General features: G+C 71.4%; 19 protein-coding genes. 9 read left to right on the top strand and 10 right to left on the bottom strand.

Going from position 1 to position 18,549, the window contains the following annotated elements; genetic code table 11:
* Nucleotides 1-80: 80 nt before the first annotated feature.
* From FED44_RS02425 to FED44_RS02410, 4 genes are all read right to left on the bottom strand, one after another.
* Nucleotides 81-428, bottom strand: a complete 348-nt coding sequence (locus tag FED44_RS02425; protein ID WP_111700333.1) for an STAS domain-containing protein — start codon at nt 426-428, stop codon at nt 81-83.
* 199 nt (nt 429-627) lie between these two features.
* Nucleotides 628-1,467, bottom strand: coding sequence for an SAM-dependent methyltransferase (locus tag FED44_RS02420; RefSeq protein ID WP_187405958.1), 840 nt, complete (start codon nt 1,465-1,467; stop codon nt 628-630).
* Nucleotides 1,468-1,643: 176 nt separating this feature from the next.
* The gene (locus tag FED44_RS02415; protein WP_111700334.1) at nt 1,644-2,147 is read right to left on the bottom strand and encodes a VOC family protein; all 504 of its coding nucleotides are present in this window, start codon (nt 2,145-2,147) and stop codon (nt 1,644-1,646) included.
* A gap of 39 nt (nt 2,148-2,186) precedes the next feature.
* Nucleotides 2,187-3,332: an ROK family transcriptional regulator gene (locus tag FED44_RS02410; RefSeq protein WP_244301667.1), complete on the bottom strand. Its 1,146-nt coding sequence runs from the start codon at nt 3,330-3,332 to the stop codon at nt 2,187-2,189.
* A 133-nt stretch (nt 3,333-3,465) separates the two neighbouring features.
* Here FED44_RS02410 and xylA point away from each other — a divergent pair, with 133 nt between their 5' ends.
* The 3 genes from xylA (at nt 3,466) to FED44_RS02395 (ending at nt 6,804) form a co-directional block, all read left to right on the top strand.
* Complete coding sequence (gene xylA, locus FED44_RS02405) at nt 3,466-4,611, top strand: xylose isomerase (protein ID WP_111700336.1); 1,146 nt, start codon at nt 3,466-3,468, stop codon at nt 4,609-4,611.
* A 34-nt stretch (nt 4,612-4,645) separates the two neighbouring features.
* Nucleotides 4,646-6,016 carry a xylulokinase gene (xylB, locus tag FED44_RS02400; RefSeq protein WP_138459572.1) on the top strand — a complete coding sequence of 457 codons (1,371 nt, stop codon included), beginning with the start codon at nt 4,646-4,648 and terminating at the stop codon, nt 6,014-6,016.
* A gap of 140 nt (nt 6,017-6,156) precedes the next feature.
* Nucleotides 6,157-6,804, top strand: coding sequence for a DUF998 domain-containing protein (locus tag FED44_RS02395; protein WP_111700338.1), 648 nt, complete (start codon nt 6,157-6,159; stop codon nt 6,802-6,804).
* A gap of 19 nt (nt 6,805-6,823) precedes the next feature.
* Here FED44_RS02395 and FED44_RS02390 read toward each other — a convergent pair whose 3' ends face one another.
* From FED44_RS02390 to FED44_RS36215, 4 genes are read right to left on the bottom strand one after another with little or no spacing between them, the layout of a single operon-like run.
* Entirely contained in the window at nt 6,824-7,399 is a 576-nt protein-coding gene (locus FED44_RS02390; RefSeq protein ID WP_111700339.1) for a GTP-binding protein, read from the bottom strand.
* Nucleotides 7,380-7,727: a DUF742 domain-containing protein gene (locus FED44_RS02385; protein ID WP_244301666.1), complete on the bottom strand. Its 348-nt coding sequence runs from the start codon at nt 7,725-7,727 to the stop codon at nt 7,380-7,382. The genes FED44_RS02390 and FED44_RS02385 overlap by 20 nt, the downstream gene beginning before the upstream one ends.
* A 31-nt stretch (nt 7,728-7,758) precedes the next feature.
* Entirely contained in the window at nt 7,759-8,166 is a 408-nt protein-coding gene (locus tag FED44_RS02380) for a roadblock/LC7 domain-containing protein (protein ID WP_030507694.1), read from the bottom strand.
* On the bottom strand, nt 8,163-10,646 hold the full coding sequence (locus FED44_RS36215) for a sensor histidine kinase (RefSeq protein WP_208758793.1): 2,484 nt from the start codon (nt 10,644-10,646) through the stop codon (nt 8,163-8,165). The genes FED44_RS02380 and FED44_RS36215 overlap by 4 nt, the downstream gene beginning before the upstream one ends.
* A gap of 235 nt (nt 10,647-10,881) precedes the next feature.
* Between FED44_RS36215 and FED44_RS02370 the strand changes: the two genes are divergently transcribed.
* Nucleotides 10,882-11,694 (top strand): SDR family NAD(P)-dependent oxidoreductase, encoded by an 813-nt coding sequence (locus FED44_RS02370; protein ID WP_111700341.1) that lies wholly within the window; start codon nt 10,882-10,884, stop codon nt 11,692-11,694.
* Here FED44_RS02370 and FED44_RS02365 read toward each other — a convergent pair.
* Complete coding sequence (locus FED44_RS02365; RefSeq protein ID WP_138459570.1) at nt 11,686-12,546, bottom strand: helix-turn-helix transcriptional regulator; 861 nt, start codon at nt 12,544-12,546, stop codon at nt 11,686-11,688. The genes FED44_RS02370 and FED44_RS02365 overlap by 9 nt on opposite strands.
* Before the next feature lie 134 nt (nt 12,547-12,680).
* Here FED44_RS02365 and FED44_RS02360 point away from each other — a divergent pair, with 134 nt between their 5' ends.
* The 4 genes from FED44_RS02360 to FED44_RS02345 all read left to right on the top strand — a co-directional run bounded on the left by FED44_RS02360 (nt 12,681) and on the right by FED44_RS02345 (nt 16,446).
* Entirely contained in the window at nt 12,681-13,457 is a 777-nt protein-coding gene (locus FED44_RS02360; RefSeq protein WP_111700343.1) for an SDR family NAD(P)-dependent oxidoreductase, read from the top strand.
* 66 nt (nt 13,458-13,523) lie between these two features.
* Nucleotides 13,524-14,654: an acyltransferase family protein gene (locus tag FED44_RS02355; RefSeq protein WP_138459569.1), complete on the top strand. Its 1,131-nt coding sequence runs from the start codon at nt 13,524-13,526 to the stop codon at nt 14,652-14,654.
* Between the two features lie 52 nt (nt 14,655-14,706).
* A complete protein-coding gene (locus tag FED44_RS02350) occupies nt 14,707-14,907 on the top strand; it encodes a hypothetical protein (RefSeq protein WP_111700495.1) in 201 nt (66 codons plus the stop codon).
* Nucleotides 14,908-14,955: 48 nt separating this feature from the next.
* Nucleotides 14,956-16,446, top strand: coding sequence for a flotillin family protein (locus FED44_RS02345; RefSeq protein ID WP_111700344.1), 1,491 nt, complete (start codon nt 14,956-14,958; stop codon nt 16,444-16,446).
* Nucleotides 16,447-16,497: 51 nt separating this feature from the next.
* Here the strand turns inward: FED44_RS02345 and FED44_RS37965 are convergent, their stop codons facing one another.
* Complete coding sequence (locus FED44_RS37965; RefSeq protein ID WP_187405957.1) at nt 16,498-17,340, bottom strand: helix-turn-helix transcriptional regulator; 843 nt, start codon at nt 17,338-17,340, stop codon at nt 16,498-16,500.
* A 154-nt stretch (nt 17,341-17,494) separates the two neighbouring features.
* On the opposite strand from FED44_RS37965, the gene FED44_RS02335 reads away from it, so the two are divergent.
* A complete protein-coding gene (locus FED44_RS02335; RefSeq protein WP_316246842.1) occupies nt 17,495-18,526 on the top strand; it encodes an aldo/keto reductase in 1,032 nt (343 codons plus the stop codon).
* The last annotated feature ends 23 nt before the right edge of the window (nt 18,527-18,549 follow it).

The following is an 18,549-nucleotide window of genomic DNA, read 5'->3' as shown; positions in this document are numbered from 1 at the left end:
ACTCACGAATGACGGTAGAACGGCCGGACGACCGTCCTCCGATACTTTTCCTCCATCCGCGACGGCGGAAACGCCCTGGATCAGGACATTGTGAAGGCGGGCCAGTCCAGCATGAGCAGCAGCTTGCGCAGCGCGGGCCGCACGTTGTTGAGCTGGATGGGGTGGCCGACCGGCGAGTCGGACAGCACGGCCAGGGCGCGCAGGCCGTAGAGGTCGATGAACCTCAGTTCGGCGACGTCCACGCCCTGCGCGCCGGACTTCGTCCAGGCCTTGTTGAGGGCGCCGGCGATGGCGTCGCCGTTGGTGAGATCGATCTGGCCGATCAGGCGGACGGACCCGTCCACGGAGGTGCGGATGCTGAGTTGCGAGTCCGTGTAGAGCAGATTCTTGGTGCGAGTGGATTCGAACGACCCATTGACGGTCATCATGCGGTGCCGCCTTCCTGTAGAGGGGCAACCACCTCCGAGCATCACCGTCCTCACCGACCGGTGTCAACCGCGCCACCGGCCGTACGGGGACCAGGGCGGCCGCCCGTCCGTCGCCGGACGTGACGCCGCCTGCACTGATACCCGTACGGCCCGGCGCGGGGACAGTGACCTAACTCACGTTTATTCGGCCGGAACGATCTCAGTGCTTCCGGGCCAGGCCACCGACGAACGTGTGGTAGGTGATTCCGCGGTCCACCGGCTCGCCGGGGTCCGGCCGCCACTCCGCGAGCGGGACCACGCCGGGCTCCAGGAGTTCCATGTCGCCGAAGTACGCGACGATCTCGTCGTGCGTGCGCCACCGGCCGGTGCCGAGGTTCTCGTTGAACAGCTTCTCGGCGGTGGTCGCCTGGGCCGAGACCTCGGGCATGGACGGGCCCGGATTGTGGAAGTGGGACAGCGCCAGGTAGCTGCCGGACGGCAGGGCGTCCCGGAAGCGGGCGGCGATCGCGTGGGGGTCCTCGTCGTCGTTGAGGTGGTGCAGGATCGCGAACAGCAGCAGGGCCACCGGCTGCGTGAAGTCGATGAGGTCGCGCACCCCGGGGTGGTTCAGGATCGACTCCGGGTCGCGGATGTCGGCCTCGATGACCGTGGTGCTCCCGTTCGTGGCGAGCAGCGCCCGGCCGTGGACGAGCACAATGGGGTCGTTGTCGACGTAGACGACCCGCGACTCGGGAGCGGCCGCCTGGGCGACCTGGTGCACATTGCCCTGGGTGGGCAGGCCGGAGCCGATGTCGAGGAACTGCCGGATGCCCGCCTCGGCAGCCAGATGGTGGACGACGCGCCGGAGGAAGGCCCGGTTCGACCGGCCGGCCGCGGGGGCGTCCGGCGCGATCTTCAGGGTCGCCTCCCCGATCTGGCGGTCGATGGCGAAGTTGTCCTTGCCGCCGAGGAAGAAGTCGTAGACACGGGCGATGCTCGGCTTGCTCGTGTCGATTCGGGCCGCTCTCGCGGCGGCCTCGCGCTGGGCCTCGTCGTCCACGACTCGTCCTGTCTCCTCGCCGTACCGGTGCAGACCGCGATCATGCTAGAGCCGGACGAGGGGGTGAGGAAGGGGATTCGCGATAAGTGGTACTGATAGGTCGGTCAATGAAGGCAAACCCGTTACATTTAGCCCTTTTGACCTGCCGTATGTAGGCGTTTCGGTCAGGTTCCGGGTCAGACGCTGACGCCGACCCCGCCGCGCGTGTGCGCACCGTATCGTTCCAGCTCCGCGGCCAGGTCGAGCGGCCTGATCGTCGTGCGTCCGGCCAGGAGTTCGTCGGTGATCAGGTCGGCGGGCACGAGCCAGGAGACCTCGAACTCCAGCCCGTCGGGGTCCTTCGCGTAGAGGGCCTTGGTGGTGGCGTGGTCGGACGCGCCGACCAGGGCGTCCATCGCCGCCAGCCGGGTCGCGACGCGGTCGAGTTCGGCGAGCGTGTCGACCTCCCACGCGAGGTGGTAGAGCCCCACCGTCGCCCGGCCCGCCGACGACGGCCCCGCCTGCGCGCCGATCTGGAAGAGCCCGAGGTCGTGGTCGTTCGACGACCCCTCCGCCTGCAGGAACGCCGCCCCGGGGAGCGCGTTGACGACGCGGAAGCCCAGAGCCTCCCGGTAGAAGGCCACACTGCGGTCGACGTCCCGCACATAGAGAACCGCGTGGTTGAGTCGCTGGACCGGCATGACGCCCTCCCGTTACTTGAGCTCTCAAGTAAGTCTAGCTCAGGTGTGTAAAAGGGCGGCGGGGTCGGCCATGACCTGCTCGATCACCTGGCCGGCCGCGCCGAGGGCGGCCGCCTCCGCGCCGAGCCGCGACACGATCACCGGTGGCACGGTGCCGCGCATCTGGCCGAGGCGGGCCCGCAGCGTGTCCCCGACCACGTCGCCGATCCAGCGGAAGAGCGGCGCGTAGATCCCGCCGAGGACGATGGCGCCGGGGTCCACGAGGTTGATCGCCGACGACAGGGCCACCCCGAGCGCCCACGCCGCCCGCTCGCAGGCCGCCCGCGCTCTCTCGTCGCCCTCCCGCAGGCGCTGGGCCACCTGCGCGACGCCCAGCTGGCCGCGGACGCCCCCGGCGGCGGCCAGCAGCGCGTCCTGCCCGGCGTACTGTTCGAGGCATCCCCGGCCGCCACAGCGGCACTGCGGCCCGTCGGGCGCGACGACGACATGCCCGAGCTCGCCGGCGAAGCCGTGCGCCCCCCGGAAGAGCCGGCCGCGAACGACGAGTCCGGCGCCGATGCCGATCTCCCCTGAAACGTGCAGGAAATCGGGCAGTCCCGACCCGAACCACAGCTCACCGAGCGCGGCCAGGTTCGCCTCGTTCTCGACGCGTACGGGGAAGGGGAAGTGCTGGAGGAGCGACGCCAGCGGGACGTCGCGCCAGCCCAGGTTGGGAGCGTTCCGGACGTCGCCGGTGGCCCTGTCCACAGGGCCGGGCACGGCCAGCACCCCGCCGACCACCCGGAGGCCCTTCTCCACAGCCTCGTCCACAACGTTCGCGGCCAGATCCCCAAGTCGCGCGATGCTGTCCACAGGGAGTGCGGCGCGGTTGTCCACAGCCTGTGTACGGCGCAGTCGCACGGTCCGGGCGAGGTCGACCACGCACACGGCCAGGTAGTCGACGTTGACCTCCAGGCCGAGGGCGGCCACATGGCGCCCGCTGATCCGGATCTCGACGCCGGGCCGGCCGCGCTCGCCGTCCCGGACGGCGCCGGTCTCCACCACCAGCCCGCCCTCGATGAGGTCTCCGACCAGCTTGGAGACGGTCGTCTTGGTGAGGCCCGTTATCTCGGCGAGAGCGGCGCGCGTCACCGCGCCGCGTGCGCCGACCTCGCCCAGTACGAGCGCCAGATTCCGGGCGCGCATCGCGTCGTGTCGTACGGCCTGCGACATCACACCCTCCACTATCGGGGGTTGAGAACCTGGACACGCCCTCTTGACCCAGAGCCCGCCACGTCGGATATTTAGTCCACAACATAGACTAATTCGGAGGCGACTCATGTACACCCCCACTCCCGAGGACCGTTTCACGTTCGGGCTGTGGACCGTCGGCTGGCAGGCGCGCGACCCGTTCGGCGACGCCACCCGGGCCCCGCTGGACCCGGTCGAGAGCGTGCACCGCCTGGCCGAGCTCGGCGCGTACGGTGTGACGTTCCACGACGACGACCTCCTCGCGGTGGAGCAGGACCGGACCAAGGCCATCGAGAGCTTCAAGAAGGCTCTCAGCGAGACCGGCCTGAAGGTGCCGATGGCCACGACCAACCTGTTCACCCACCCGATCTTCAAGGACGGCGGGTTCACCAGCAACGACCGCGACGTCCGGCGGTACGCCCTTCGCAAGGTCATTCGCAACATCGACCTCGCCGCCGAGCTCGGGGCCACGACGTACGTGTGCTGGGGCGGCCGTGAGGGCGCCGAGTCCGACGCCGCCAAGGACGTGCGGGTCGCGCTCGACCGCTACAAGGAGGGCTTCGACCTCCTGTGCCAGTACGTGATCGACAAGGGTTACGACATCCGGTTCGCGGTGGAGCCCAAGCCGAACGAGCCGCGCGGCGACATCCTGCTGCCGACGATCGGCCACGCCCTGGCCTTCATCAACTCGCTGGAGCACCCCGAGATGGTGGGCCTCAACCCCGAGGTAGGCCACGAGCAGATGGCCGGGATGAACTTCGTCCACGGCATCGCCCAGGCGCTGTGGCACGGCAAGCTGTTCCACATCGACCTCAACGGCCAGCACGGCCCGAAGTACGACCAGGACCTCGTCTTCGGCCACGGCGACGTGAAGAGCGCGTTCTTCCTGGTCGACCTGCTGGAGAACGGCGGCTACGACGGCCCGCGCCACTTCGACTACAAGCCGCTGCGCACCGAGGACAAGGAAGACGTCTGGGAGTCGGCGGCCGCGAACATGCGGACCTACCTCATCTTCAAGGAGAAGTCGAAGGCCTTCCGCGCCGACCCCGAGGTGCAGGAGGCGCTGGCCGCCAGCAAGCTCACCGAGCTGGCCCAGCCGACCCTGGCCGAGGGCGAGACCTACGACGACGTCCTCGCCGAGTCGATCGACGTCGACGAGGTGGCCGCCCGCGGCTTCCACTTCACCCGGCTGAACCAGCTCGCGCTGGAGCACCTCCTCGGCGTCCGCGGCTGACCGCCCGGCCGGAAGACAGAGTGAGGGGACGACTGTGACGCTCGTGGCAGGGGTCGACTCGTCGACCCAGAGCTGCAAGGTCGTGATCCGGGACGCGGAGAGCGGGGCCCTCGTGCGCGAGGGCCGTGCCCCCCACCCGGAGGGCACGGAGGTCCATCCCGACCACTGGTGGACCGCCCTGCAGGGCGCGATCGAGCAGGCGGGCGGCCTGGCGGACGTCGCCGCCGTCAGCGTGGGGGCACAGCAGCACGGCATGGTCTGCCTCGACGAGAACGGCGAGGTGGTCCGGCCCGCGCTGCTGTGGAACGACACCCGGTCCGCCGGGGCCGCGGCCGACCTGGTCGCCGAGCTGGGCGGCCCGAAGGCATGGGCCGAGGCCGTCGGCAGCGTGCCGGTGGCGTCGTTCACGGTGACCAAGCTCCGCTGGCTCGCCCGCGAGGAGCCGGACAACGCCCGCCGTACGCGGTCGGTCTGCCTGCCGCACGACTGGCTCACCTGGCGCCTCGCCGGGCGGCCGGACACGATCGCGACCGACCGGGGAGACGCCTCCGGCACCGGATACTGGTCGCCCGCCACCGGTGAGTACCGCACCGACCTGCTGGAACTCGCCATGGGCCGGGTGCCGGAACTGCCCCGCGTGCTCGGCCCGGCCGAACAGGCGGGTACGGCCGAGCACGGCGGCGCGCTGCTCGCGCCCGGCACCGGGGACAACATGGCGGCGGCGCTCGGCGTCGGCATGCGGCCCGGTGACGTGGTGGTGTCCATCGGCACGTCGGGGACGGCGTTCGCCTGTTCGGAGACCCCGTCAGCGGACGCGGCCGGGCTGGTCGCCGGGTTCGCCGACGCCACCGGGCGGTACCTCCCGCTGGTCTGCACGCTGAACGCGGCGCGGGTGCTGGACGCGGCGGCCCGGATGCTCGGGGTCACCCCCCAGGGCCTGAGCGATCTGGCCCTGCGGGCGCCCGCGGGCTCCGGCGGGCTGGTGCTCGTGCCGTACCTGGAGGGAGAGCGCACCCCCAACCGGCCCGACGCGACCGGTTCGCTGCACGGGCTGCGCCTGTCCAACTCCAGCCCCGAGCATCTGGCCCGGGCCGCGGTCGAGGGCATGCTGTGCGGGCTCGCCGACGCGCTGGACGCGCTCGGCGTCGAGCCGGCCAGGGTGCTGCTCATCGGCGGCGGCGCCCGCTCGGAGGCGGTGCGCCGGATCGCGCCCACCGTGTTCGGGCGTCCGGTGCTCGTCCCCACCCCCGGGGAGTACGTCGCGGACGGCGCCGCCAAGCAGGCCGCCTGGCTGCTGTCCGGCGAGCCGGAGCCGCCCCACTGGGAGTCGGGCGGCACCGAGCGGTACGAGGGCGACCCCACTCCCGGCCTGCGCGAGCGCTACCACGAGGCGGCGCAGGAGTAGAGGCGCGCAGGAGTAGACGTCCGGGGTGGGGTCCACGTGACCCCGGAGACCCCACCCTGAGACGACCCTGACCCCCTATCGGGGTGATGTACGCGTTGTCCCGGATGTTAGAAACGGGCCGTACGCGGGATCCTCAAGGTATGGCCAAGAGGATCTATCCCCTGCTCGCCGGCGGTGGCATCCTGCTCGCCGTCGTCACCGTCGTGGCGGCGCAGGTGGGCGGGGAGCCCTCGCTGGACCCCGTCTCCATGACGATCAGCCAGTACGCGGCGCGCGACGCCGGTGGCGTGATCGAGACCGCCATGGCCGTCCTCGGCCTGGCCTCCCTCGCCCTGCTGGCCGGGATGCGCGCCGTGCACGCGCCCGTGGACGGCTGGCCCGCCCGCCTGATCGGCCTGTGGAGCGCCTCCCTCATCGGCGCGGCGGTCGTCCCGTCGGACACGAGCTGGCAGGGCGACCTGCACGGACTCCTGTCGGCGGCCGCCTTCGTGAGCGTGCCCGCCGCCGCGATCCAGCTCGTGGGCCGGCTCGGCCAGGACGAGCGGTGGCAGGCCGTCGCCCGGCCGCTCGAATGGCTCGCGCTCGCCTCCGGCCTCGGCCTCGCCGCCATCACCTACGTGGCGCTGCCCGGCCACGGCGTCATGATCGGCCTGGTGGAGCGGCTGCTGCTGACCGCCGAGGTGTCCGTCCTCGGGCTGTTCGCCCTGCGGCTCGTCCAGCTCACCTGGGGGCCGCCGCTCCGTGAGTGGATCGGCGGGCGGCGGGCCGACCTCGCGGCCCACCGCTGATCCGCCGGGGTCGGGCCGCTCAGCGCTGGGCGGCCGTCAGCATCTTGAGCGCGTGCTCCACGAGGGTGACGAGCACGACCTTCGCCGAGGCGCGCCGCCGTACGTCGCAGAGCAGGACGGGCACCTCCGGATCGAGGTCGAGGGCGATCCGCACGTCGTCGGCCTCGTGCCGGTCCGCCCCGTCGAAGCAGTTCACCGCCACGATGAACGGCGTGCCGCGCTGCTCGAAGTAGTCGATGGACGGGAAGCAGTCGGTCAGCCTCCGGGTGTCGGCCAGCACGACCGCGCCGAGCGCGCCGTAGCTGAGCTCGTCCCACATGAACCAGAAGCGCTCCTGCCCGGGGGTGCCGAACAGGTAGACCACCAGGCCTTCCCTGATGGTGATGCGTCCGAAGTCCATCGCGACCGTGGTGGTCGTCTTGGCTTCCACGCCGTCGGTGTCGTCGACGCCGACGCTGCGGTCGGACAGCACCTCCTCCGTACGGAGGGGGCGAATCTCGCTGATCGCGCCGACCAGCGTGGTCTTGCCGACGCCGAAGCCGCCGGCCACCAATATCTTGAGGGCGACCGGCTCCTCAGAGGGCGCGAAGGCCATTGATCACTTCCTTGAGAATGCGCTCGCTTGGCAGCGGCGCCACTTTGCCCGGAGCCCGTGCCTCGACGAGTCCCAGATCGAGCAGATCCCCGATCAGGACGCGGACCACGCCCAAGGGCAGGTCGATGTCGGACGCGATGTCCGCCACCGACGCGCCGCGGCGCGCGAGGTCGAGGATCCGCCGCTGCTCGGGACCTATCCCGGACAGGTCCCTGCGTGAACCCGTGGTGGTCACCATCGTGATGAGATCGAGTTTCGCGCCGGAGGGCCGCGCCCGGCCCCCTGTCAGCGCGTAGGGCCGGACCAAAGGCCCGGCCTCCTCGTCCATCCATTGGGGTCCCGTCATATGCGCGCCCGTCTCACGGGGAGATCCGGCGCGGGTTGGTGGAGATGTGCTGGCCCACGCGCTTGACCAGCATCGCCATCTCGTACGCGATGTGGCCGACGTCGGCGTCGGAAGCGGCCAGGACGGCCAGGCAGGTGCCCTGCCCGGCGGCGGTGACGAAGAGGAACGCCGCCTCCATCTCCACGATGGTCTGCCGCACCTCGCCGCCGCCGAAGTGCCGCCCGGCACCCCTGGCCAGGCTCTGGAACCCGGCGGCGACCGCCGACAGGTGCTCCGCGTCCTCCCGGCTCAGCCCCTGGGAGGCTCCCACGACGAGGCCGTCGGTGGAGAGGATCACCGCCTGGCGGACGGCGGCGACCCTGCTGATGAGATCGTCGAGCAGCCAGTTCAGTTCGCCGGTCGACGTCGCTTTGCCGGTCATGCGTCACCCTTCTCGCCGTGCGTGTTGTGTGCGTGGTCACCGGGTGCTACCCCACCCGGCTGGTCGGAGTCCTCCCGGCCCCGGCGCGCTCCGCTCTGGAAGGCGGCGAACACGGCCCTGGCCTCCTCGGGCGACCGCTCCTCCATCGGAGGGGCGGACAGCGGCGGCTGCGTGGACGGGGTGCGTAGCTGCGGAGCGATGTTGGCCTGGCGGACCCGGCGCGGCAGACCGGCGTGGGTCCCGTTGGGCGCCGACCCCCTGGGCCGGGACGCGGTGCCGTTCGGTGCGCCGTTCCCCGCACCATTCCCCGAGCCGTTGCCCGCACCGTTCGCGGGGGCCGGCTCCGGCATGGAGACGGGTGTGGGCACGGGTGTGGGGAACGGTGTCGGGACGGGCGTGGGGATGGACGTGGGGGCGGGCGGAGCCTCGCGCATCGAGGAGGGCACGGCCTCGGTCCGCAGGGCGGCCGGGGTGAAGAACGGGGACGACTCGGGGAACTCCGAGGCTCCGCCGGGCTCCCACACCCGTCCCGCGACGGCCTCGCGCAGCGTCGGCGGCGTGGTCTCGGGCGCGGTCTCCGGGAATCTCTCCGGGAAGGTGTCCGGCACGGTGTCCGGCACCCTGTCCGGCACCGTCTCGTGCACGGCCCTCGGCATCGGCTTGGCGTGGGCGCCGCGGGGGGCGGGCGGCCCCTCGATCGCCGCGGGCGCGCCGTCCTCCACGACCAGGGTGCGGGGGATGAGCACGATCCCGGTCGTCCCGCCGAACGGCGACCCGCGCAGCACCACCCTGATTCCGTGCCGGGCGGCGAGCTGGCTGACGACGAAGAGCCCGAGCCTGTCGCTGTCGGCCAGGTCGAACTCCGGCGGGTCGGTCAGCCGCGCGTTGATCTCGTCGTACTCCTCGGGCGAGAGGCCCAGGCCGCGGTCCTCGACCTCGATCGCGAGCCCGTTGGCGACGAGCTCCCCGCGGACCTCCACCCGGGTGTGCGGCGGCGAGAAGACGGTGGCGTTCTCGATCAGCTCGGCGATCAGGTGGACGAGGTCGGCCACGGACGCGCCCATGAGGGTGGCGGCCGGCATCGGCGCCATCGTGACCCGGGTGTAGTCCTCCACCTCGGAGATCGCCGCCCGGACCACGTCGATGAGCGGCACCGGCTTGCGCCAGGCGCGTCCCGGCGTGGCCCCGGAGAGGATGATCAGGCCTTCCGCGTGCCGCCGCATGCGGGTGGTGAGGTGGTCGAGCCGGAACAGGTCCTCCAGCGCCTCCGGGTCCTCGGCCCGGCGCTGCATCGAGTCGAGCAGCGTGAGCTGGCGGTGCAGCAGGGTCTGCTTGCGCCGGGCCAGGTTGAGGAAGACCTGGCCGACGCCGCGGCGGAGGGCGGCCTGACCGACGGCCGCCTCGACGGCGGTGCGCTGCACGGAGCCGAACGCGTGGGCGACGTCCTCGACCTCGCTGGACCCCGTCGCGTTGATCGGGGGCGCCTCGGCCTCGACGTCCACCTCCTCGCCGCGCCGCAGCTTCTCGACGACGCGCGGCAGCCGTACGTCGGCGAGGTCGAGCGCGGCGTCGCGCAGCCCGGCGAGGTCGCGGGCGAGACGGCGGCCGAACCGTACGGAGAAGATGATCGTCGTCACGATGACGACGAGGCCGAGCCCTCCGGCGACCAGGATGCGGAGCAGGATCCCGGTCGCGACCGAGGTGGCGTTCGTGTTGAGCGCGTCCGACGCCTTCACCCGGGCCGAGTCGAGCCTGAGGATCAACTGGTCGACGGTCGGCGACCACTTCTGGGCCTCCGGCGGGACCGGCCCGCCGGTGCGCACCCGGTTGACGAGCAGGTTCTCCAGCGCCGTGAAGCGGTCGAACAGCGGTGAGGTGAGTTCCTGCTCGTACGGCGCGCGCATGTCACCGGTGAGGACTGTGCGGTTCTTCCGGTAGAGGAAGCGGCGGGTGGACACCCACTCGCTGAACGCGGTCTGCTCCTCGCCGGTCATCACGCCGCTGGCCAGCGCGCCGCGGATGAGGGCGTCCTCACGGCTGATCATCTCGTGCGCGTTGCCCATCCCCTGCATCGCGCTGGCCTGCTGGAAGACGGTCAGGTCGGGGACCGAGACCAGCCTCTCGTACAGCGCGAACATGTCATCCATGATCGCGTTGTAGGAGTTGATGGCGTACAGCCGGTCCATCTGGCCGAGCGAGACGGACTCCCGGATCGAGGGCAGGCGTTCGAGGGAGGACAGCAGGGACTCCAGGGGCGCCACGAGGTCCTCGCCCATGGCGTCACGGGTGGAGTCCTCGCCGGCGGTCCTCCGGAACCTGTCCACCGAGGCGGTGGTCTTGGCCTGCTGGGCGGTGAGGGCGGCGGAGTTCGTCTGGCCGCTGCTCAGCACTCCCGCGGTGAGCGCGCGTTCGGCCTGGATCTGCAGCCCGAGGTCGGTGGAGGCGATGCCCACGGTGTCGTACAGCGTCTTGGAACGCATGAGGATGACACCGTCGCCGACCGTGAGCTTTAGGGCAAACCCCCACATAGCACTCAACATGAGCAATGGTAGGAGCAGCAGTAAGAAGATCTTGAACCGAATCGAGCGGTTTTTTGAACCCATATGGCCACTCCTGCAGTGCTGGAGGCTGTGCCGCATTTATGGGGGAATGCACCTCCGGAAGATCGCACAGAAGGCTAGCACCGATACACTCGCCGCGCAGGGGGAGGAAACGATGATTACAGTGATCACTGGGGCTGGTGCCGGAATCGGTGCAGCTTCCGCCCTTGATCTCGCTCGGCGAGGTCATCAAATCGTGCTCATCGGGCGTACCCCCGAGAGGCTGCGCGCCGTCGCGGACCGGGCCGCGGAGGCCGGCGGTGCCCGCCCGGACACCCTCGTGGCCGACTTCTCCTCCCTCGACCAGGTGCGCCGGCTGGCCGCGGAACTGCTGGCCCGGTACGACCGCATCGACGTGCTGGTCAACAACGCGGGCGTCATGTCGCCCGACCGGCGGACGACGGTGGACGGCAACGAGTTGATGATCCAGGTCAACCATCTGGCGCCGTTCCTGCTCACGAACCTGCTCGCCGACCGCCTCGCGGCGTCGTCGGCCCGGGTCGTCACCACCTCGTCGCGGGCCGCCAAGACCGGCCGCCTCGACCCCGCCGACCTGTCCAGGGAACGGCGGCGCTGGAACGGCTGGCTGCAGTACGGCGACTCCAAGCAGGCCAACGCGTTGTTCACCGTGTCGCTCGCCGAGCGCGGGCTGGCCGCCACCTGCCTGCACCCGGGAGTGCTGAAGACGTCCTTCGCGGACGGCACGCTCTTCATGAAGATGGTGTGGCGCGTTCCCGGGGTGGGCGAGCCGCCCGAGGCCGGCGCCGCCAGGATCGTCCACCTCGCCACCCACTCCGACGGCGTGGACCACCCGGGCCGCTACTTCGTCAAGAACGCCCCCGCGCGGGTGCCGAAGACGATGTCCGACCCCGCCCTCGCGGCCGCCCTCTGGGACGCCAGCGCCGCCGCCACCGGACTGTCAGGCTGAGCTGCCGAGAGACCGGGTGTTCAGAGCCTGGGTGCCGAGGACGGTGATCAGCGCGAGGCGCTCGGCGTCCTCGGTGCCTGGCTCGGCCGTGTAGACCATGACGCGCAGGTCGCTGCCCGCCACGGTGAGCACGTCGCAGTCGAGCGTCACGGCGCCCGCCTCCGGGTGGTCGATCGTCTTGCGGGCGGCCTGGTGGTGCCCGGCGACGCCGGTCTCCCACAGTTGGGCGAACCTGTCGCTGTTCGCGAGCAGGTCCGCCACCAGTCGCTTGAGCCGCTGGTCGGCGGGGTAGCGGGCGGTGGCCGCCCGCAGGTCGCCCACCAGGGCCGCCTCCAGTTCGCGCCGTGACACGGTGGTGTGCCGCACCCGGTCGTTCAGCCCGAGGAAGGTGCGCCACACCCCGTTGCGCCGACGGCCGAGCCGGTCGGAGGGGTCGCCCATGAGCGCGGCGTAGGGCTGGTTCGCCTGGAGCAGCGTCCAGGTGGCGTCGAAGACCGCGACGGGGGAGCCGGTCAGCCGGTCGAGCAGGCGCTGCACGCTCGGGGTGATGTGCGTGGGCACGGTGCCGGGCCCCGGCGACCGGAGCCCGGCCAGTTGGAAGAGGTGCGCGCGCTCGGCGTCCGACAGCCGCAGGGCCCGGGCGAGGGACTCGACGACCTGGTGTGACGGATTGGCGGCCCGGCCCTGCTCCAGGCGGGTCACATAGTCCACGGAGATCCCGGCCAGCAGGGCCAGTTCCTCGCGGCGGAGCCCCGGCGCGCGCCGCTGCCCCCCTGTGGGGAGTCCCGCCGCCTCCGGTGCGACCCGGTCGCGCCACCGGCGCACGGCCTGCCCGAATTCCGACGTCGCCATGCCGCCAGTCTGCCCGTTCCGGCCAGGACCCGCGTGGTACCGGCAGTCCCAGGAAGACCGGACGACTGGCCCGGCCGCGGAGTCGTCCCGGAGGCTGGGGGCACTAACACGGCAACCGAAAGGAACACGCGGTCATGAGCAGGCTCGCACTCGTCACCGGCGCCACCTCCGGGATCGGCAGGGCCTTCGCCGCGCGCCTGGCCGCCGACGGCTACGACCTGGTGGTCGTGGGCCGGCGGCAGGAGCGTCTGGAGGAGTTCGCCGCCTCGCACCCCGAAGCCGGGATCCGGACCGTGGCCGCCGACCTGTCCACCGACGAGGGCATCGACACGGTGGCCGGGATCTGCGCGGACGAGCCGCTCGACCTGCTCGTCAACAACGCCGGCGTCGCCCACTACATGCCGCTGGCCGAGCTTCCCGCGGACAAGGCCAGAGAGCTCGTGCACGTCAAGGTCGTCGCTCCGACCATGCTCGCCCGGGCCGCCGTCGCGGGCATGCGGGAGCGGGGCGGCGGCGCGATCGTCAACGTGGCCGGCATGATCGCCTTCAGCGGCCCGGCCCCGCACTCCCAGATGCCCCGCCGCGCCGTCTACGCCGGGACCCTGGCCCACCTCGTCGCGATGTCCCAGACCCTGAGCGCGGAGCTGGAGGGCACGGGAGTCGCCGTACAGGTGTTGTGCCCGGGCGTGGTTGCCACCGAGTTCCACGAGCGGCAGGGTCTCGACCTGAGCGCCGTGCCGCGGATGAGCGCCGACGACGTCGTGACGGCCTGCCTGCGTGGGCTGGAGCTGGGAGAGGTCGTCTGCGCACCCGGCGTCGAGGACGCCGGTCTCCTGGACGCGGTCTTCCGGGCCGAGCTCGCCGCCTTCGGAGGGCAGAGCCCCGAGCTCGCCACGCGCTATCGGGCCTAAGAGTTCGGGGAGTGTTCGCCCGGGGTTGCGCCGGTGCTCACGGACGGGTGACTAGGGTCCGGCCGCATGACCGTGACCGTTCCCGCGCGCACGTCCGGCACGGCGGCCCCCGCCCGCGACCCGCTGCTGGACAACGCCAAGTTCCTGGCCATCGTCCTCGTCGTCTCCGGGCACCTCGTGGAGGACCTGCGGGACGTCCCCGCGGCGCACGCGCTCTACTTCTACGTCTACCTCTTCCACATGCCGCTGTTCATCGTGATCAGCGGCTACCTGTCGCGCAACTTCACGTTCTCCGCCGGCAAGGCGCGCAAGCTCATCAGCGGCCTGGCCGTGCCGTACGTCATCTTCGAGGTGGCCTACTCGCTGCCCCGCTACTTCCTGTACGGCAAGCTCGAGATCAGCCTGCTCGACCCGTACTACCTGACCTGGTTCCTGATGTCGCTGTTCCTCTGGCGGCTGTCCACCCCGGTCTGGCAGCAGTTGCGGCATCCTCTGGTGGTCGCGGTCGGGCTCTCGCTGCTGTCGGGGACGAGCGCGCTGCCGGACGAGCTGTCGATGAACCGCACCTTCGGCCTGCTGCCGTTCTACGTGCTCGGGCTCATGCTCACCCCCGGCCACCTGGAACTGCTGCGAGGACGGGTCGCCGCGATCACGGGTGGCGCCGTGCTGGCCGCGGCGCTCGCCGGGGCCTTCGCCGTGCACCGGCTCGTGCCGACGGAGTGGATCCGCTGGCGCCACTCCAACCACCAGATCGGCGTGGACGACCTGACCGGCACCCTGATCAGGCTCGCCATGCTGGCGGCGGGCTTCCTGCTGGTCCTGGCGTTCCTCGCGCTCACCCCGGACCGCCGCACCTGGTTCTCCGGCCTCGGCGCCGCCACCATGTACGCCTACTTGCTGCACGGCTTCGCGGTGAAGGTCACCGAGCGCTTCCACGACGCGCTCGTCAATCCGCTCGGCGTGGCGGCGATGGTCCTGCTGGGGGCCGTACTGGCGGCCGTGCTGTGCACCTCCCCGGTACGGCGGGCCTTCCGGTGGGCGGTGGAGCCGGACGTCTCCTGGGCGTTCACGACGCTGCGCCGGCCCAGCCGGCGGCCCGGTCACCGGCCCGGTAGGCGCAGGGCGGAACTCCAGCGTCCGTACGCACGTTTTCCGGGCGATGGTGCTGAACATGGCGAAGCGCGCAATCCGGGGTAGCGTACGCATTCGCGGTGCGGCCAGATGTGGTGAAAACGACGGGGTGACGCGGGTGGTCGGCAGACAGGGCAGGGTCACGGGCAGGATCGGTCCCGGCCTTGTCGGCGAGGTGATGGTGCCCATCCGCGGGGGTGTCGAGGCGTTCTACGCCTATCCGAGCGTCCCGGACGAGGAGATCCTGGTGGGGTCCATCGTCGTCGTCGTGGAGTATTCGCCCCCGCGCACTGTCTACGTCGCACGCGCGATCGTCTGACCGGCACCCTCCTCCTCTCTCTTTCCCCCCACTTGGACGGAGGCTCCCATGCCCTCGGAGATCCTGGTCGTGGGCGGCGTCGCCATCGTCGCCCTCATCGTCCTGACCATGCTGTTCAAGGCCATCTGGCGGGTGGCCGAGCCCAACGAGGCGCTCATCATCTCGGGCCTCGGCGCCCACACGAGAAACGAGCTCGCCGACAGCCTGGGCTTCAAGATCGTGACCGGCAAGGGCACCGCCGTGCTGCCCGGCTTCCAGACCTCGCGGCGGCTGCGGCTCGACAGCCGGGCCACGAACCTCCAGGTCAACTGCGTGACCCAGCAGGGCATCCCGGTCCAGGTGCGCGGCGTGATCATCTACAAGGTGGGCGACGACTTCACCAGCATCGCGAACGCCGCCCGGCGCTTCCTCGACCAGCAGGACTCGATGAACGGCGCCATCCACGAGCTGTTCACCGGTCACCTGCGCTCGATCATCGGCAACCTGACCGTCGAGGATCTCATCCTGAACCGGGAGCGGCTCACCAGCGAGACTCGCAGCTCCGCGGCCGACGAGATGAGCAAGCTCGGCCTGGTGGTCGACTCGCTGCAGATCCAGGAGATCGAGGACGAGACCGGCTACATCACGAACCTGGGCAAGCCGCACGCCGCGAAGATCGCCGCGTCCGCGCGCATCGCGGAGGCGCAGCGCGACCAGGAGGCCACCGAGGCCGAGCAGATCGCGGCGGCGAACAAGGCCGCCGCCTGGCGCGACGCGCAGATCAAGCAGGCCTCCTACCAGGCGGAGATCGACGAGGCGCAGGCGCGGTCGCGGCAGTCCGGTCCGCTGTCGGAGGCCACGGCCCGCCAGGAGGTCGTCGTCCAGGAGACCCGTACGGCCGAGCTGGAGGCCCAGCTCTCCGAGCAGCGGCTCCAGTCGCAGGTGCGCAAGCCCGCCGACGCCAAGGCGTACGAGACCGTCACGCTGTCGCAGGCCGAGCGCGACGCGCGCATCGCGCAGGCCGAGGCGGAGGCGAAGGAGACCGAGCTGCGGGCGGTCGCGCAGGCGTCGCAGGTCAAGCAGGCGGCCGCGGCCGACGCCGAGTCGGTGCGGCTGCGCGGTGAGGCCGCCGCGGCCGCGACCAGGGCGACCGGTCTGAGCGAGGCCGAGGCCGCCAAGGCGCGGGGTCTCGCGGAGGCCGAGGCCGCCAAGGCCAGGGGTCTGGCCGAGGCCGAGGCGATCAGGGCCCGCTCCGAGGCGCTGCGGGAGAACCAGGAGGCCGTCATCGCCCAGCAGCTCGCCGAGAACTGGCCGCAGATCGTCGAGGCCGGGGCGAAGGCGTTCGGCAACGTCGACCACATGGTGGTGCTCAACGGCGCCCAGGGCATCGAGGAGATGCTGGCCAAGGCGCTCACGCTGGGCGGCACCGGGCTGGGCCTGGCGCGCACCCTCCTGGCCGGCGGCTCTCCCGCCGCGGCTCAGGCGGCGGTCCAGCAGGACGGCGCGAGCGTCAACGGCGCCGAGCCCCCCACGAAGAACGCCGTCGACGCCGCCTCCTGACGGCCCGCGTTCGTCCCCGTCCCTTCGGACGGGGACGAACGTCTCGTGCGTTCAGCCGCGGATCAGGTCCTGGAGGCCGACCACGCGTAGCAGTTCCAGCCGCTCGCGGGACTCGCTGCCCGGGCGGGCGGTGTAGACGACCAGCCGCTGGTCGTGCTCCGGGCTGAGCATCACCTCGCAGTCCAGCTCCAGCAGGCCGACGACCGGATGCCGGAAGCGCTTGACGTCGGCGCGGCGTACGGCGACGTCGTGGGCGTTCCACAGCGCGGAGAACTCCTCGCTGCGGGCGCGGAGCCGGCGTACGAGCTCTGCCAGCCGGGCGTCGTCCGGGCGGCGGGCGGAGGTGGCGCGCAGATCCGCCACCGCCGTGCGGGCGGCGAGGTCACGATCCCCGGGAGGGAAGAGCTCCCGCGCGGACGGGTCGGTGAAGTAGCGCCAGATGAGGTTGCTCTCCGCCTCGGGGCGGGCGGACATGTCACCGTGAAGTGCTTTGTCCATCGAATTCTGCGCGAGGACGTCGCCGCGGTCGTTCACCACCTGGGCGGGCGTGTCGATCAGCCGGTCGAGGATGAGCAGCAGGCCGGGCCGGACGTGCTCCGTGGCCGACCGGTCCCGCGGCGGTTCCTCGCCGGCCAGGTGGAAGAGGTGGTCCCGTTCGTCGCCGGTCAGCCGCAGCGCGCGGGCGACGGCGGCGAGCATCTGGCGGGACGGGTGCGAGCCCCTGGCCTGTTCGAGCCGCGTGTAGTGGTCGGTGGACATGCTCGCCAGCTGCGCGACCTCCTCACGGCGCAGTCCCGGGGTGCGCCGCCGCGCGCCGTGCGACAGCCCCACGTCGGCAGGGGTGACTCGGGCACGGCAGTGACGCAGGAAGTCGGCCAGTTCGGTTCTGTCCACACCCTTCACCATGCCCCTCACCATGCCCCGGTGAGCCGGACGTTGCCAGGGACGGCCTGTCCCGGGATAAGGGCGTCTCTCCCGCCCACGCCCGCGCCGCCCGAGGCTCGGAGCCGACGCTACGGATGACCCCGACTGTTCGACGAAGGAAGGCATGGTTCGCATGCAGTACCGCACGCTCGGCCGCACCGGTATCAAGGTCAGCCCCTATGGCCTCGGCGCACTGATGTTCGCCACGTCCATCGGCAACCCCGATCCCGGCGACTCGGCCCGCATCATCCACAAGGCGCTGGACGCCGGGATCAACCTCATCGACACCGCCGACGCCTACGGCGACTCGGAAGAAATCGTCGGCAGGGCGCTCAAGGGACGGCGGGACAACGTCGTGCTCGCGACCAAGGTGAGCCGCCCCGTCGGTGACGATCCCAATCAGCAGGGCGCCTCGCGGCGCTGGATCATGACCGCCGTCGAGAACTCGCTGCGCCGCCTGGGGACCGACCACATCGACCTCTACCAGATCCACCGGCCGGACCCCGCCACGGACGTCGAGGAGACGCTCTCCGCGCTCTCCGACCTGATCCACAGTGGGAAGGTCCGCGCGATCGGGACGTCCGCCATGCCGGCGTCCGACATCGTCGAGGCCCAGTGGGTCGCCGAGCGGCGCGGCCTGGAGCGATTCCGCACCGAGCAACCGCCCTACTCGCTGCTCAACCGCGGCATCGAACGCGAGGTGCTGCCGGCCGCGCAGCGCTACGGAATGGGCACGCTCGTGTGGGGCCCGCTCGGGCAGGGACTGCTCACCGGACAGGTCCGCAAGGGGCGGCAGAACGAGCTCCGCCGCGCCGGCTTCCTCAAGCACGTCAACGACGAGCACCGCATCGAGGCCGTCGAACGGTTCGTCTCGCTCGCCCAGGAGGCGGGTCTGCCGCTGACCCACCTCGCCATGGCCTTCGCCATCGCTCATCCCGGCGTGACCAGCGCCGTCCTCGGGCCACGCACGATGAGCCACCTCGACGACCTGCTCGCGGGCGTCGACGTCGCTCTGACCGACGACATCCTCGACCGGATCGACGCGATCGTCCCGCCCGGCACCGACGTCGGCGTGCTCGACCAGGCGTACGTGCCGCCGGCTCTCCAGCGGACGAGCCTGCGCCGCCGCCCCCTCGGCGAACGCACGGCCGCCTGACAGCTCGGCCGCCTGACGTCTCG

The sequence above is a fragment of the Microbispora triticiradicis genome (assembly GCF_005864065.1).
GTDB classification, from domain to species: domain Bacteria; phylum Actinomycetota; class Actinomycetes; order Streptosporangiales; family Streptosporangiaceae; genus Microbispora; species Microbispora triticiradicis.
The sequence above is the reverse complement of the archived record's forward strand: the minus strand, read 5'-3'. Positions and strand labels throughout refer to the sequence as shown.